At 71.9% G+C, this 15,504-nt stretch carries 10 protein-coding genes; 3 read left to right on the top strand and 7 right to left on the bottom strand.

Annotation, left to right across the window (positions count from 1 at the left end):
* The first annotated feature begins 204 nt into the window (after positions 1 to 204).
* A complete protein-coding gene (locus ABZT47_RS11785) occupies positions 205 to 3,432 on the top strand; it encodes a BTAD domain-containing putative transcriptional regulator (protein ID WP_354839308.1) in 3,228 nt (1,075 codons plus the stop codon).
* Here the strand turns inward: ABZT47_RS11785 and ABZT47_RS11790 are convergent.
* The 3 genes from ABZT47_RS11790 to ABZT47_RS11800 all read right to left on the bottom strand — a co-directional run bounded on the left by ABZT47_RS11790 (position 3,407) and on the right by ABZT47_RS11800 (position 6,735).
* On the bottom strand, positions 3,407 to 4,096 hold the full coding sequence (locus ABZT47_RS11790; protein WP_354839310.1) for an alpha/beta hydrolase: 690 nt from the start codon (positions 4,094 to 4,096) through the stop codon (positions 3,407 to 3,409). The genes ABZT47_RS11785 and ABZT47_RS11790 overlap by 26 nt on opposite strands.
* A gap of 346 nt (positions 4,097 to 4,442) precedes the next feature.
* The gene (locus ABZT47_RS11795) at positions 4,443 to 5,216 is read right to left on the bottom strand and encodes a hypothetical protein (protein ID WP_354839312.1); all 774 of its coding nucleotides are present in this window, start codon (positions 5,214 to 5,216) and stop codon (positions 4,443 to 4,445) included.
* Positions 5,217 to 5,487: 271 nt separating this feature from the next.
* A complete protein-coding gene (locus ABZT47_RS11800) occupies positions 5,488 to 6,735 on the bottom strand; it encodes a glycoside hydrolase family 16 protein (RefSeq protein ID WP_354839315.1) in 1,248 nt (415 codons plus the stop codon).
* 239 nt (positions 6,736 to 6,974) lie between these two features.
* Between ABZT47_RS11800 and ABZT47_RS11805 the strand changes: the two genes are divergently transcribed.
* Positions 6,975 to 7,874, top strand: a complete 900-nt coding sequence (locus tag ABZT47_RS11805; protein WP_354839318.1) for a helix-turn-helix transcriptional regulator — start codon at positions 6,975 to 6,977, stop codon at positions 7,872 to 7,874.
* A gap of 317 nt (positions 7,875 to 8,191) precedes the next feature.
* Positions 8,192 to 8,809, top strand: a complete 618-nt coding sequence (locus ABZT47_RS11810) for a hypothetical protein (protein WP_354839321.1) — start codon at positions 8,192 to 8,194, stop codon at positions 8,807 to 8,809.
* Between the two features lie 35 nt (positions 8,810 to 8,844).
* On the opposite strand, the gene ABZT47_RS11815 is transcribed toward ABZT47_RS11810, so the two are convergent.
* The 4 genes from ABZT47_RS11815 to rffA form a co-directional block, all read right to left on the bottom strand.
* The gene (locus ABZT47_RS11815) at positions 8,845 to 9,282 is read right to left on the bottom strand and encodes a hypothetical protein (protein ID WP_354839324.1); all 438 of its coding nucleotides are present in this window, start codon (positions 9,280 to 9,282) and stop codon (positions 8,845 to 8,847) included.
* Positions 9,283 to 9,471: 189 nt separating this feature from the next.
* Positions 9,472 to 13,242: an AAA family ATPase gene (locus tag ABZT47_RS11820; RefSeq protein ID WP_354839327.1), complete on the bottom strand. Its 3,771-nt coding sequence runs from the start codon at positions 13,240 to 13,242 to the stop codon at positions 9,472 to 9,474.
* A 100-nt stretch (positions 13,243 to 13,342) separates the two neighbouring features.
* Positions 13,343 to 14,014: a GNAT family N-acetyltransferase gene (locus ABZT47_RS11825; protein ID WP_354839330.1), complete on the bottom strand. Its 672-nt coding sequence runs from the start codon at positions 14,012 to 14,014 to the stop codon at positions 13,343 to 13,345.
* A gap of 284 nt (positions 14,015 to 14,298) precedes the next feature.
* Entirely contained in the window at positions 14,299 to 15,453 is a 1,155-nt protein-coding gene (gene rffA, locus ABZT47_RS11830) for a dTDP-4-amino-4,6-dideoxygalactose transaminase (protein WP_354839726.1), read from the bottom strand.
* Positions 15,454 to 15,504 lie beyond the last annotated feature (51 nt).

Consider the following 15,504-nt stretch of genomic DNA (forward strand, 5'->3'; position numbering starts at 1 on the left):
CATGCCCCGGCATCGGCGCCTCGGTGATCACGTCGGCTCGTCCAAGGTGGCGGCATGCGCCGCTCCCCACCACGTCGTGCGCGCGGGGAGCGGGGGCGGCGCGGGCCCGTAGCAGAGTCGTACACTTCCCGCGCAGGGACGGGTGCGCGATCCGGCCCGCGTGGCCGGCGCTCCGTCATGGCAGTGCAGAGGGGGGTGACCAGCGTGGCCGTGTCAGTTCGTCCGAGTGGTGGCGAGGCCGGTTCCGCGTCCGGCATCCTGCGGCTGCGGATTCTCGGTCCGTTGCGGCTCTGGCGTGGCGATGTCGAGCTGGACGCCGGACCCCGGCAGCGGGCGTATCTGCTCGCGCTGCTCCTGGCCCGTGAGGGCAGGCTGATCAGCACGAGCGAGCTGGTCGATGTGATCTGGGACGGCGACGCCCCGGCCAGCGCGGTCAACCTCGTCCACAAGCACGTCGGCGCGCTGCGGCGCCTGCTGGAGCCCACGCTCCCGATCCGCGGGACCGGCTCATACCTGCACCGCAGGGGCGACGGCTATGTGTTCGCGGCCGGGCCCGGCATGCTCGACCTGGCCGTCTTCCGGGACCTCGTGCAGCGTGCCGAGGCGGACCTCGCCGGGCGGCGTAGCGAGGCGGCGCTGGACCGCTATGTGGAGGCATTACGGCTCTGGCAGGGTTCCGCGGGCGAAGGGCTGGCCTACGGACCGGCCGCGATGTCGCTCTTCGCGGGGCTGGACGGCGAGTTCTTCGCCGCGTGCGAGGCGGCGGCCGACCTGGCGGTGTCCCTTGGCCGCCCGGAGCCGGTGCTGTCACCGTTGCATCTGGCCGCCTCGATGGCGCCATTGCACGAGCCTGTGCAGGCCGGCCTCATCTCCGCCCTGGACGCCGCCGGGCAGCAGGCGCAGGCGCTGTCGGTGTTCCGGACGGCCCGCAGCCGTCTGGCCGAGGAGCTCGGCATCCATCCCGGCCCGGCATTGCAGGCCGCGCATCGGCGGGTACTGAGCAGGACCCCGCCGCCGCCCGCCGGGACGCGGCCCGCCGACAGCCTGGTCGGCCGGGTCGAGGAACTGGCGACGCTGCGGCAGGCGGCGGAGTCGGCACTCACCGGCGGCGCGGGGCTCGTCATCGTGGAGGGCGAGCCGGGGGTGGGCAAGACCCGCCTGCTGGAGGAGACCGCCGCCGAGGCGGGCCGGCGCGGAGCGCTCGTCGTCTGGGGCCGCTGCCTGGAAGGGGACGCGACGCCGTCCATGTGGCCGTGGGTCCAGGTGCTCGGCACGGTGCTGGGCGCGCTGCCCGCCGCGGCGCGCGAGAGGTGGCTCGCCGGTGACCTCGGCCGTCTCGTCGCCGCGCGCGACGACGGCCTGGCCGCGCCCGCGTTGCCGGACGGCGGCGTCCAGTTCCGCCTGTTCCAGCAGGTCGTGGCCGCTGTCGGCGAGTTCTCGGGGTCGCGGCCGGCGCTGCTCGTCGTCGACGACCTTCAGTGGGCCGACGTCGCCTCGTTGCGGTTGTTCAGCCATCTGGCGGCCCAGCCGCCCGGCGGCACGGTGATCATCGGCGCCCTCCGCGACCGCGCGCCGGCGCCCGGTACCGAGCTGTCACGGATGCTCGCCGCGGTCAGCCGTGTCCCCGGCCACCGTCGCCTTCACCTCGGTCCGCTCGCCCTGGACGAGGTGGCCGAGATCGTCCGTGGCGAGACCGGCCAGGCCCCCGGACGGGAGGCCACCCGTGGCATCCACGCCCGCACCGGCGGCAACCCGTTCTTCGTCCGGGAACTGTCACGGATGCTGGCCGACGGCGGCGGGCTCACCGGGGATGACGTGGCACGGGCAGGGGTGCCGTTCACCGTGCGGGACATCGTGCGCGACCGGATGGCCGGCCTCGACGACGACGCCCGGGACCTGCTCCAGGTCGCCGCGCTCATCGGCCGGAACGTCTGCCTCAACCTGCTCGCCCATACCGCCGAGATCGACCTCGCGACCTGCCTCGATCGCCTCGAACCCCTGGACGCGCTCGGCCTGCTCGCGCCGGTTCCCGGTGACCCGTACAACTTCCGTTTCTCGCACGACCTGGTCCGTGAGTCGGTCGCCGAGACCACCCCGCGGCGGCGGGCGCCCCGGCTGCACCTGCGCGTCGCGGAGGCGCTGGAGAGCCTCGACAGGGAGGATGAGTCCGTCGCCGAGAGTCTCGCCTATCACCTGTGCGCCGCCGGTCCGCTCGCGGACCCGGCCCGCACCGCGCGGTCTCTGGTGCGCGCGGGTCGCAGCGCGGCGGCCAAGTCCGCGTTCGAGTCCGCCGAGCGGCACCTGCGGATGGCCGCGCGGATCGCGCGGACGGCGGGGCTGACGGAGCTGGAACTGTCCGCGCTGTCACGGCTCACCGCGGTCGCCGGGATGCGCTCGATGTACGGGACCTCGGCGGACCTGCTGGAACGCGCCGAGCGACTGGCCCGCGACCTCGGCCGGGAGGTGGAGGCCGCCGACTTCCTCTTCTCCCGCTGGGTTCTGCACGCTCAGGCCGTCCGGCTCGACCGCAGCGGCCCGCTGGCGCGCCGGCTGCTCGAACTGGGCGAGGCGTCCGGCGACCCGATCGTGCGCTCGTATGGCCTGCGCGCCTGGGGTATCCAGCAGTGGGACGTCGGCAACATCGGCGAGGCCTTCCGGTTTCTGAACCAGGCCGACCGGATCATGCCCGGCGACCTCGCCCGCCGTGAGGGGAACCCGGTCCGGCACGACCTGCAACTGCTCTCGGCCGGATTGCTGGCGGAGACGACCGCAGTGCACGGCGACGTCGAAGCGGCACAGGCACTGCTCGGCACGCTGCGGACCGACGCGGGCGACAGCCTCTACGGGGTCACGATCTGGGCCACCATCGCGGTGAGGATCGCCGTGGTCGTCGGCGACCCCGTCTCGGCGCTTCACGCGGCGGAGCGGGGAATCGCCGTGGATCCCGAGTGGTCCTTCGTCTTCCTCGGCACCTACCAGCGGCTGGCCCGGTGCTGGGCGCTGGCCATGACCGGTCGGGACCCGGCCGGCGCCGCGGCGGAGGCTGAACGGATCATCGCCGCGAACCTCCTCGACCCGCCGCGCTCGTGCGTCGCCACCTGGTACGGCCTGCTCGGCGACATGCGCCTCATGGCCGGATCGCCGGCCGAGGCCGCGACCGCCCTTGACCGGGCCGACCACTACCTCGACACCTATGGCCAGCGCTACTCCGAGGGCCTGATCCTGCTGCTGCGGGCACGGGTGCTGCGGGCTCTCGGCGAGCCCGTCGCGGTCGTCAGGGCCGCCGCGGAGAGGGCCCGGACGCTGTCGGCCGCACGCGAGGCCCACCTTTTCGCCCGCCGCGCCGCGGCGTTCCTGGCAGAGCTCGGCGAGGAGCCGGGCGGCCACCGCCGCCCGGCTTTCGGCGTCAACTGCCGGCGGCCGCCTGCTTGATCAGGTCGGCGACGGCCTGCGGCTGGGAGATGTAGATGGCGTGGCTGCCGGAGGCCTCCACCACCGTGGCGCCCGCGCGCTCGGCCATCTTGCGCTGAAGGGCCGGCGGGATCGTCCGGTCACCGGTGGAGACCAGGTACCAGGTGGGCTTGCTGCGCCAGGCGGGCTCGGTGACCATGCCGCCGGCCGCGCCGAGGCCCCAGGGCACCTGCGAGTCGGCCATGAACGCGGCCAGTTCCGCGGGCAGGTCGCCGGCGAAGGCGCCGTGGAACTCCTCGCGGTCCAGGACCAGGAAGTTGTCGCCCACGGGGACGATCGGCGGCGCGGGCGTGCCGGGCGGGGAGTCGGCGAGCAGCGTCTGCACCGACTCTCCCTTGTCGGGCGCGAACGCGGTGACGTAGACCAGCGCCGACACCCGCGGATGGGTACCGGCCTCACTGATGATCGAGCCGCCGTAGGAGTGCCCGACGAGCACGGTGGGACCGTCCTGAAGATCCAGCACCTGCCGGACCGCCTCGACGTCCCCCTCCAGCGTCAGCCCCGGGTTCTGGGTGACGCTGACCCGGTAGCCGTCCCGTGTGAGCAGGCCGTGGACGCCCTGCCATCCTGACCCGTCGACGAAGGCGCCGTGCACGAGCACGACGTTGACCGCGGTGGAACTCATGATGCCTTCTCCTCGCGTACTGGAGTGTGCGAACGCAAAGGAGGCGCGTTGCCTCGTGTCCAAAGCGTACGAGCGTGTACTTCCTCAACACTGGGCGGAAAGTGACCGCGCCGCGCCGGCGAGGTAGGGGCGGCCGTACACGGGATGCGGAGTGGTCGAGCGCATGCGGCACATCGGCGTTGACGTGACGCACGCCGCCGAAGTCGTGTCCGCCCGGTAGGCGGTCACGGCGGAGGCATCTTCGCCCGCCGTCGCTCCAGGGGACCGCCGAGGCCGGTCTCCCAGAGGTGTGCGGCGGCGGTCCGCAGGCGGTTCCTGCCGGCTCCGCCTGCGGACTGGATGTGAGCTACCAGGGCGCGTACGCCCAGCCGAACGGCCTTTGGAAGTATGAGATCGGTTCTATTCCAATCCGCCCATTGGCACTACTGGAGTAAACATTGCCTCCACCGATGCTGATGGCGACGTGGCCGGCCGAGCTGGTGTCGTAGAAGACCAGGCTGCCGCGTGGGGCGTTCGTGTAAGGCTGCTGCTGGGCCCGGGCGTTCCAGTTCGCCCGCGCCGTCGCGTAGCGGCCGCTGGTGCCGAAGGCGTTCTCCACGGCCAGCTCGCACTTGCCTTCATAGTCGGTGCGGCCGGTGTTGTTGTAGAACCATTGGATGGCGCGTTCGCCTGGATCTTTGCTCGCCCAGATCGGGCTTGAGCCATACAGGACCAAGTTGCCGTCGGTCTGCATGACCAGCCGGTTGCCGCCGCGGTTCTGGGTGTTGGTGGTGAACAACACCCCGGAGTCAGCGTAGATGACAAGGTTGCCATCGGACTGCATGACGAGCCGGGCGTTCGTGCCGTGGGTGTTGCTGGACCACAGTGGGCCGTTGGGTCCGTAGACGACGAAGTTGCCGTCGCTTTGCATGCGCGCCTCGTAGGTTCCGCCCGGCGAGAAGATGCCTTGGTTCTGGGCCCCGTAGAGCGTCTCGTTGGTGCTGCCGTAGAGCGTGTCGGATCCGGCTCCGGCGAGTGCGGAGGCGGCTCCGGTGACCTGTGTGGCGGTGCATAGGGCAAGTAAGAGAAATAGATGGGTGAGTATCCGGCGCGGTCGCCGGATCAATGGATTGATTGGCATGGGGGTACCTTCTCGGTGGTTGACAGGAATCAGACGAGGCCGGCGTAACTCGAGGTGCCCGATGAGTGAGGCACCGCCGGCGGCCATGTTGCGCCGGTGACCCTTTGGCTTGGGTGGCGCGGAGCGAGGCGGCCATCGGGGCCTGTAGAAGGTTATGAGGTACGGGTCCTCGCCTCCTCACGCTCCGATCAGGGGGACATATGAAGTCGGGCGGCTCGGAACGTAGCTGTGAGATGACCGCGGGATCCCGGCGTGGTGGGGATTTCTCCTTTCACTGGTATTGGGTGTGGGAGTTTTGGTACATCCGGATCCAGTCGATGTCCTGGCGGGCGGCGCGCATCGGGCCGGTGGCCGGGATCATGTCGAGCTGGGCGCCGCCGTTGGTGACGTTGAAGTACGGGACAGCGGCATTGACCGTGCAAACGAGGTTGCCATCGACGTACCACGTGACCGAGTTCGGCTGCCAGTCGATCGCGTAATTGTGAAACTGCGTTGAATCGATCGCCAGCGGGCAGTAGGTCTGGGTTCCGTCGTGATGCACGAAGAGGTCGATCTCCGGGTCACCGACCGGGCGCTCGGCGAAGTCGATCTCCGCGCTCTGCCAGTTGTTGTCGTCGGCCGGCCAGAGCAGTGGCACCGCGCCGTACCGGCCGCCGGACATCGAGAGTTGGACTGCTCGCTCTCGGACCTCGATGCGCCCGTACTTGAAGGGCCTGGTCCTGGCGTAGAGGCCGCCCGTCACACCATCCGCGGTACCGGATACTGACAGGAAACCGCCCGACTCGGTGGTCTGCGCCGCGCAGCGCCGGCCGTGGCCGTTGAAGCCGGGCGTGCAACCGGTCCGCTGGCCGGGATCGGCGCCGAACAGTCCCCACTTGGCGAGGTCGACGCTGGTCGCGTTGTACTCATCGGACTGGCCGGCGACGGCGGAACCCCACCCGTAGCGGACCGCGGCCGAGTCGCTGGGCGATGTGGTGGCGAGTTGGTAGTTGCAGACGGTGGCCTTGAAGTCCGTGCCGGTGGCCGAGCCGAAGTCGCCGATCTGCAGGACGTGGGCGAAGGCCGCACCGCTGGGCACGGTGAAGGTCGCCGACACGAGCACCCAGGTGCCCGCCGACGCCGTTGAGGCCGGCAGTGTGACCGATGGCGCTTGCTGTTCGCCCAGATAGTCGCCGGTCGAGCTGAACCAATCGACGGCGATCTTCGCCGACCCGGAGCCGAACACGACCGCGTCTTTCGCGGAGACCGTCCAGCTCTGGCCGGGGGTGACGGAGAGCGAGGGCATGTAGAACTCGCGGCCGCCGGTGTCGAACGCCCAGCTCGCGCCGATCGGTTCACCGACCGGGTCGCGGCTGACCGAGGCGCCGTCGAGTGAGCCCCAGTCGTTCAGATCGGACGCCAGCACGGGATTGCTGCAAGCGTTCGTGTCAGCGGCGGCCGGACTGCCGTCAATGGTGACCAGGATGGTTGCCGCGAGCGTGGCCACAGCGATCAGCCTTGCCCAGGAACAGGTGGCCATCGTGCTCCTTCACATCGATATCGCAGAGGGGTCTGGACCACGACAGCCTCTATCCAGCAATCACGACTAGTGAAGGGTTTTTATGCTCCTGGTAACGTTTCATAGGGTTCGCGCAGGCCGTACGGGGGCAACTCGAAACGTTACCGATGCGAGGGCTGATGGATCGAACTCCGCCGCGCCGCAGAAAGCCCGGCCCGATGGCCGAACTTCCGCCCGATGTCCCGCCACGGCGGCGAGCCTTGATCGAAGAGATGCGTCGTGGCCGTGACCAAACCGCTCGCAGCATGCAAGAACTGGCCACCCAGATGTACGCGTCGAAGGCGACCATAAGCCGATGGCTCGCCGGCAAGGCGCAACCTACGCGCGAGCAAGCACAACAATGGGCTGAGCTATGCGGAACGGACCCGGACCTCATTGGCAATCTGTGGGATGACGCGCATAACGCTGCCTCACCGCTTGAACCATCCGAGCCACTTGTACGGGTGGAATCAGCGCCGGCTGCCGCAACGCGGCGTCGCTGGGCCGCGCCGTTAGCCATCCTCGCAACCGTTGTTGTCGTTGCCGCCGGGGGCGCCATCTGGTGGACGTCCAATCGTAATGACCAGCCGACACCGGTCTGCGCGGGTAAGGCGACCGGACCGGCCATGGTCCAGCCCACACCTGACCACGCCGCAGGGGTCACCTTCTGCCCCGTAGAGATCAACGAGGGACGATTACCCATCACCGGGCCGTTCCGGCTCTCCGGTCAAGTCCGGGGCCCACTGACCATCCGCCAACGCATGGTCTTGCTGGTCTCCAGCGATCCGAACACCTGCGACGCATTGGGCAACGCCGCTCCCGACGCCCGCATGTATCTCCATGAAGCTCAGATCGGATCATCGGACGGCAGTTGGTCCTACATCGACACCCTCGGCTATGAAGAAGCCGTCACCTACGCCCGCAACTTCGTGTACGTGCTGGCGCCCAGCAACGACGTGCTCAATGAGATCTACAATGACCGAGATCATTACCTCGCGAACGGCGGCGACGAAGGCTCCTACGCCGGCCTGACCCGACTACCGGCGGGGGCAGAGATTCTCGCCCACTTCGACGTTCCGGCCGGGCTCTATCACGGTAAACCTGGCACGTGTCACAAATGACTCAGACACGCTATGGCGTCTCTCTTCCGGCCCGGGTGCTGGGCGTGTCGCGCCAGGGCTACTACGCCCGCCCGTAGAGCGAGGGAGGCGGCATGGACGCGCTTCCCCTCGTCGGGGATCGTCAGCGCCAGGTCGCGTTTCGTCGCCTTCGCGCGCGTCGCTCGCCAGCCCCAGCCTCGCATCGAACCCTGAAAGTCTGGTCCCATGTTCCGCCCCCGAAGGTCGCGGAGCGTCCGGCCCGGGTGGAAATCCGCATGCGAGGCGGTGCGGGCGTTCCGTACGCTGCGGGAGTGTTGCCGGAGCTGGCGTGGCCTGCGATGACCCATCGAGAGGCCACGGCCGAGTTGGTGCTGGCGGGGTGGACGCCGTGCGGCGTCGGGGACTGGGCGGTCGGGCTGCGCTCTCCCGACGGCATGTGGGTGGCCAGGGTGTGCCCGTTCGACCCGGCCTATGCCGCCTTCCTCGAACTGTGCCGCCGCCGGCCCGGCAACCCCTACCTGCCGCGCGTCGCCTTCGACACCCCGCTGAACGGCGGCGGCACGCTGGCCGTGCTGGAGTTCCTGGCCCCACTCGACGCGGCGCGGGCCAAGGAGGTCGCCCGCCAGTGGCGGGACGGCGAGGGCGATGCGCCCCTCGCCGAGGTACGGCGGGCCGCCGCGGAGGTCGACGCGGAGTTCCGGGCCCGAACGCCCTGGTGGGACGGCATCGACCTGAACGCCGGCAACGTGCGGCGGGCGCTCGACGGGCGGGTGGCGGTCATCGACGTGTTCTGCATGGACGGCGCCTCCCTCTACGGGCAGGTCCTCCGGGACGCCGATGTCGTCCGCGCCCGGTTCCCCGGCAGTCGTCACATCCTCGACATTCCCTACATCGCTCGCGAGAGCACGCCCGAGGAGATCGAGACCCTGCGCACGGCCTGGCGGAGCGCGCCGTAGGTTGCGGTCGTATGCCGCCGCCCGCCGGTCGGGGGTCAGTCGCAGTACGGGTGGCCCGGGGACAGGGCCGCGAATCTGATGGGCAGGGTGTGTCCGAGTTCGGCCTTGACCGCGAAGCACCCGTTCTTGGCGTAGGCCTCGGTGAGGCGCTTCCTGGCGTTGTTGTAGGGGAGGACCAGCGCGACCGCGCAGCCGAGCGCGACCAGGCGGTTGGGGATGCGGGCGCAGATGATGTCGGCGGCCGGCCCGCTGAGCCAGTCGGCCCGGTCGGCCGCCCTCTTCATCGTGGCCGTCGTCGCGGGGGAGAAGGAGAAGGTGCAGCTCAGCCCCGAGCACCTGGCACGCACGGCCGACGTGGTGGCGGCGTGGGCGGCAGCGGCCTGGATGAGGGCGGTCTGGGCGGGGGTGGCGGCGACCAGGGCGGCGAGCAGTGCGGCCGAGGCCGCGGTGGTGGTGAACAGTGAAGCGCGCATGGGGTGACTCCTCGACGGAGGTTTCGTGGTCGGGACCACCGTCGGGGAGCGTGCGCGCGTCCGGCGAGCGGACCGGACGCCTTCGTGCGGACGGCTCCGTCCGGCCTGTTCAGAGGCGTGGCGGCGGCGGTGCGGGGGTGTCCGACGGCACCGGACACCTCACGGGGAGGTCGCCGTGTACGGCTCGCGTCATGGGCAGGTCGCCGTGTACGGCTCGCCGCCGGGGAGGAACTGGTTCCACTCCTGCCAGGTCAGCGACCGCCCGGCCACCGCGCACATCGCCCGGTACGGGTCGGACGGTAGGCGCAGAGGCCACCGTCTGACGCTCCCGTCGCGCGCGACGGCCAGCACGGTGGCGCCGTCCGGAGTGAACGTCAGGCTCGCCGGTCGCTCGGTGCGGCCGGCGGGCGGCGCGACCGCGATCTGGCGCCGCGACCTGACGTCCCACAGGCGCAACGTGCCGTCGGAGTCGCCGGTCGCCAGGTAGGCGCCGTCCCCGCTGACGGTCATGGCGGTGACGGAGGCGGGGGCCGGGAAGGGGTTGCCGATCTGCGCCAGGTCGCTGGTGCGCAGCACGCGGATGAGAGCGCCGGTGTCGGCGCCGTTGGTCTCCGCCGTCATGATGGCCCTGCCGTCGGGGGCGAAGGCCATGGCATTCGCGCCGAAGCTCAAGGGGGGCGAGGCGGCGATCTGCCGCAGGGTGGTCGTGCCGCGCAGCGTGATCCTCTCGCCCGACGTGGCGATCACGCTGTCGTCCCGGCTGACGGCGATGGCCCTGAACGAGTCGGGGAGGCGGTCGATGGCGCTCACCGGGCGGCGGGTCGCGAGATCCATGACGACGAGCCGGGTGCCGTCGATGGTCACGGCCTCCTCGCCCTGCGTGAGGCGGGGAACGCCGGCGACCAGGAGGCGGCCGTCACGGCCCAGGGCGATGTCGTTGTTGACCGAGAACAAATCGGTCGATCCGAGATCCACCGGGTCGCCGGTCGGGTGGCCGGTGGCGGCGTCCAGCACGCGGACCGAGCCCTGCAGACGCCGGTCGGACGTCCACCCGCGGACGGCCAGGACGCGGCCGTCGCCGCTGATCGCGGCCCCGCTGACGGACTCGACGGCGGGCGTGGGCCCGGGGACCTGGGCCCAGACGGTGGTGTCCCAGACGCGGGCGTTCCGCTCTCCGGCGGTGGTCACCAGGCGGGTGCCGTCGGCGGAGTAGGCGAGATCGACGATGAAGGTGTCATGGCCGCGCAGGACGGCACCCGCCGGTCGCCGGGTGCGGGCGTCGAGGAAGCGGACGACGCCGTCGCCGCCGCCGACCGCGACGGTCCGGCCGTCCGGACTGTAGGTCATCGCGTACACCGAGGTGCCGGCGCGAACGGCTTCGCCGACCTTGCGGTAGGTGGTCAGATCCCACTGCTGGATCAGGCCGCTGTCCTCACCGAGGTTGTCGTTCGAGGTCATGATGGTCTGCCCGTCCGGGCTGAAAGCCATCTCCCCGGCCAGGATCGGCGGCCCGTACGGCCGGCGGGTGGCCAGGTCCCAGACCTGCCAGCGGGACGTGGACCGGGAGTGGTCGGTCTGGACGGCCAGGGCGGAGCCGTCCGGGCTCAGCCGGGTCCACACCTCCCGGCCCTTGCGCAGCGGGCCGATGGCCGGCCCGACGCGGCGCCACGTCCTGGTGCTCCAGCGCTGGACGATCTGGGCCCCGTCGGCCGTGGTCAGCGTCGCCCCGTCGCGGCTGAAGACGATGGCGCTCAGCGCGTCCTTGTGACCGGTCAGCGGTGCGGTCAGCGGCCGCCCGGTGGCGGCGTCCCTGATCAGGACCACGCCGTCGTGTTCCTCGTCGCCGTCGCCCGAGGCGATGACCGACCCGTCAGGGCTGAACACGATGGGGTAGACGCCGGAGGCGTGGCCGGTGAGCGGCGCGCCCTTGGGACGGCCGGCGGCGTCCCACAGCCGCACCTTCCCCTCCATGTCGCCGGTGGCGAGGGTCCGGCCGTCCGGGCTGACGGCGACCGCGGTGACCTCGGCGGACGGGCTGTTCAGCACGGCGTCCAGCGGTGTGGCCAGCGCCGCCAGCATGCCGTACCTGGCCTCGTCGGTCGGCGTGTAGCGCCACGCCGCCGCGGAGAGCAGGCCGGACAGGATCGGATCGGCCGTGCGCATGACCTCGCCGCGCGCCGTCAGCAGCCGCGACACCGCCTCGCGGCGCTGCGCCTCGGCCCGGCCGGCGCTGCGCGTCGCGAGCACACCGGCGGCCGTGGCGGTCAGGGTCAGGACCGTCAGCATGACCACCGCCGCCCGGCCCACCCATCGCAGGCGCGCGGCGGCGCGCCTCGCCTCGGCGGCGGCCCGCTCCGAGGCGGCCAGGAAGGCGCGGGTCCTGGCGTCGGACGCCGGGTGCGCCCACGACGCCGCGTCGTAGGCGTCCCGCGCGGTCTGCAGCCGGTTGCCGCTGTACAGGTACGCGGCGTCGCGCCCGCCCTGGTCCCAGGCCGCCGCGTCGAGGTCGAGGCGCTGCAGCACCACCAGGTCCGCGCGGTCCTCCTCCACCCAGGTCCGCAGCCGGGGCCAGCCGCGGATCAACGCCTCGTGGGTGATCTGTACCGTCGAGGCGTCGACGGTGACCAGCCGGGCCTGCGCGAGACGGTCCAGGACCTCCTGGTGGAGCGGATCGGCGGGCAGTTCGGCAAGCGGCATCCGCCGCGCGGTGTCGGCGGTGTCGACGCCCAGGTGGACCAGCCGGGTCAGCAGCCTGCGGGCCGTCCGGCGGGAGGTCGGGTCCAGGGCGTTGACGGTGGCGTCGGCCGTCTGGGCCAGCGACCGGACGATGCCCCCCGACGCGCGGTATCCGGCGAGCGTCAGATTCGTGCCCTCGCGATGCGCCCAGGTCTCGCGCAGCGCGTGCGACAGCAGCGGCAGCACGCCGACCGCGCCGGCATGGTCGCGGTCGCTGCGCAGGTCTTCCAGCAGCAGCTCGGCGAGGCCGTCCTGCAAGGTCAGGCCGGCCACACGCGCCGGGCCCCGAATGACCTCCAGCAGGTTCTCCCGCGTCATCGGCGTGACCGCCACCGGGCGCTCGACCGCGGCGACGAGTTCCGGGTACTGGACGCAGTGGCCCAGGAAGTCGGCCCGCACGCCGAGGACGACCACGAGCGGGCCGCCCGCGTCGGCGCCCAGCGCCGTCACGACCTCGACGAACTTCCCGCGCCCGCTCTCCTGGCCGCCGGTGAACACCTCCTCGAACTGGTCGACGACGACGGCCCTGCCGGACCACAGGCTCCCGAGACGCCTGGACAGGGACTCCGGGGCGACGTCATGGCCGGTTCCGGCGAGTTCGCACAAGGTCGGCCACGCGTCGGCGCCCGGGGTGAACACCACCGGGGCGGTGGCGGCGTCGCGGGTGAGCGCCGGCACCAGGCCGGCCCGCAGCAGGGACGACTTGCCCGACCCCGACGGCCCCATGACGATCAGCACGCCGCCGGCGCCGGCGATCCGGTCCAGCAGCGCGGCCGTCAACTCGTCACGGCCGAAGAAGTACGCGGCGTCGGCCGGGCCGAAGGCTTCGAGGCCGCGGTACGGCGGTGGTGGCGCGGCGGAGCGAGGGGCGGCGCGGGCCGCGTCGCGGAGGTGCTCGCGGTCGTCGGTCTCTTCGCGGAGCACCCGGTAGGCCGCGTCCCAGGCGTCACGGTCGCCGAGCCCTTCCGGCAGGACGCGGGCCGTCTCGGCGGCCACCCGGATGCAGGTGTCGACGAAGACCTCGAAGTTGTGCCGCTCGGGCCGGACGGGCCGGCTCTGGCTGATCATCCCGTCGACCGTGCTGCGCCGCAGCCGTATCGGTTCCTGGCCCGCACGGCGCCGGGGCGTCCGGGCGCTGGCGATCGTCAGCGCCCGCACGGAGAGCCCCGAGGCGTCCTTCAACGCCCGTAATCGCAGGGCGAACCGTGCCCTGGCCTCCTCCACACCGCGAGTGTAGGCCGGGCACCCGCGCCGTGTCCGGCGCACAGGTGACCGTCCCCGGACGCTTGGTGACCGCGATCCCGGCGTGACGGCGGGCGGGGCGCTATCGGAGCAGGTGCACGGTCAGGACCGTGCGGACGGGTTCGAAGCCGTAGCGGGACCAGGCGCGCTGGACGCGGACGTTGTGGGCCTGGGTGGAGATGAGCACGCGCGTCGCGCCGCGGGCGAGGGCGTGGTCCTCCACGCCCTTGAGGAGGTGACCGTACAGCCCGCGTCCCTGGGCCGAGGGGACGACCCCGGCCAGCAGGATCTCCGTCGCGGGGCCGTCCTCGTCCAGGGTGGCCAGGCCGAGCAGGGCCTGGGTGCCGGGGTCGTGCAGCGCGAGGCAGTGACCTGCCTCGGCGGAGCGCAGCGCCCATTCGCGGTATCCCGCGGTCGCCTGGGCGGCGGTGAACAGGGGGTTGGCCGCGTAGTGGTTGGCGTAGCCGGAGAAGATGGCGTCCACCAGGTCCTCTACCTCGACCGCCCCGCTGATCGGCCTGGTGCCGAGGTCCGGGGACGGTTCGGGCGGGCGGCCGCGCCCGGCGATCAGGTGCCAGTACACGAGCGCGTCGGCGAACAAGGCCGTGCGGCCCAGTCCGGTGAGCCCCGCGTACCAGGTGACGTGCTCGGCGGGGTAGCGCAGGACCAGGACCTCGGCGGTCGAGGCGAGGATCGCCTCGCGCACGTCGTCCAGGCGGGCGGGGGAATCGGCCGTGACGGTGAGGCGCTCCACGGTCCGGCCGAACCGCGCCGTCTCCAGTGGAGAGGGTATGGCGCGCAGATGCGAGGGCCAGGCGCGGGTAAGAGACGGCGCGCCCGAGATCGGGTCCGTTGCCGGTAGTCGCGTCGTGTCCGGCTTCAGGTCCGGCGTCGCGTCCGGGGCCTGGTCCGATGCCGGGACCCCCGCCGTGTCCGGGTTCAGGTGCCGTGTCGCGTCCGGGGCCGGGTTCGATGTCGTGGGCGTCGCGGCGTGGGTGGGGGACGCCGGGGTGGGGCCGGTGTCGGTGTCGCGGGGGGTCACGGTGTGCGGGGCGTGTAGGAGCGGACGGCCTCGATGACGCGGGTGATGTCGGAGTCGGTGAGGCCGGTGAACAGCGGGAGCCGGACGAGGCGGTCGGCCACGTCCTCGGTGACCGGGCAGCCGCCCTCGGCCGTGCGGCCGTAGCGCAGGCCCGCCGGGGCGGTGTGCAGAGGCTGGTAGTGGAACGCGGCCCGCACGCCCCGCTCCGCCAGGTGGGCGATGATCCCCTGACGGGAGCCCAGGCAGGGCATCAGCAGGTAGTACAGGTGGGCGGGGTGGGCCAGGCCGGGCGGGACGGTGGGCCGGGTGACGCCGTGGGCGTCCGCCCAGTCGGCCAGCCCGGCGTGGTAGGCGTCCCACACCCGGTGCCGCCGCGCTTGGATGGTGCCGAACTCCTCCAGTTGCGCGGTGAGCTGCGCGGCCAGCACATCGGAGGGCAGGTAGCTGGAGCCGATCTCGACCCAGCGGTACTTGTCCACCTGGCCGCGGAAGAACCGGCTGCGGTCGGTGCCCTTCTCGCGGACGATCTCGGCGCCCGCCACCAGGTCGTCGTCGTTGAGCAGCAGCGCGCCGCCCTCCCCGCACTGCGCGTTCTTGGTGACGTGGAAGCTCTGCGCCGCCATGCGGCCGAAGGACCCGAGGGGCCGGCCGTGATGGGAGCCGCCCAGCCCGTGGGCGTTGTCCTCGATCAGGGCGAGGCCGTGGCGGTCGGCGATCGCGCACAGGGTCTCCATCGCGCAGGCGACCCCGGCGTAGTGGACGACCACGATGGCCCGCGTGCGCTCGGTGAGGGCGGCCTCGACCAGCCGCTCGTCCAGGTTGAGCGTGTCGGGCCGGCAGTCGGCGAACACCGGGACCGCCCCGCGCAGGGCGTAGGCGTTGGCCGTGGACACGAAGGTGAACGACGGCATGACGACCTCGTCGCCGGGGCGCAGGCCGAGCAGGATCGCCGACATCTCCAGCGCGTGCGTGCAGGAGGTGGTCAGCAGCGCCTGGCGGGTGCCGGTCAGCTCGCGCAGCAGCGCGGTGGCGCGCCGGGTGAACGGGCCGTCCCCGGAGGTGAGCCCCCCGCGCACCGCCTCGGCGAGGTAGTCCAGCTCGTTCGCCGCCAGGTGGGGATGGTTGAAGGGAATCGTGCCCAGATCGATCATGCTCACCCGGGCAGTCGACCACCGGCGGGGCGGCGGAGGGAACCGTGTCGG

Origin of the sequence: Sphaerisporangium sp. NPDC005289 (genome assembly GCF_040607455.1) — a bacterium.
Classification (GTDB): Bacteria; Actinomycetota; Actinomycetes; order Streptosporangiales; family Streptosporangiaceae; genus Sphaerisporangium; species Sphaerisporangium rhizosphaerae.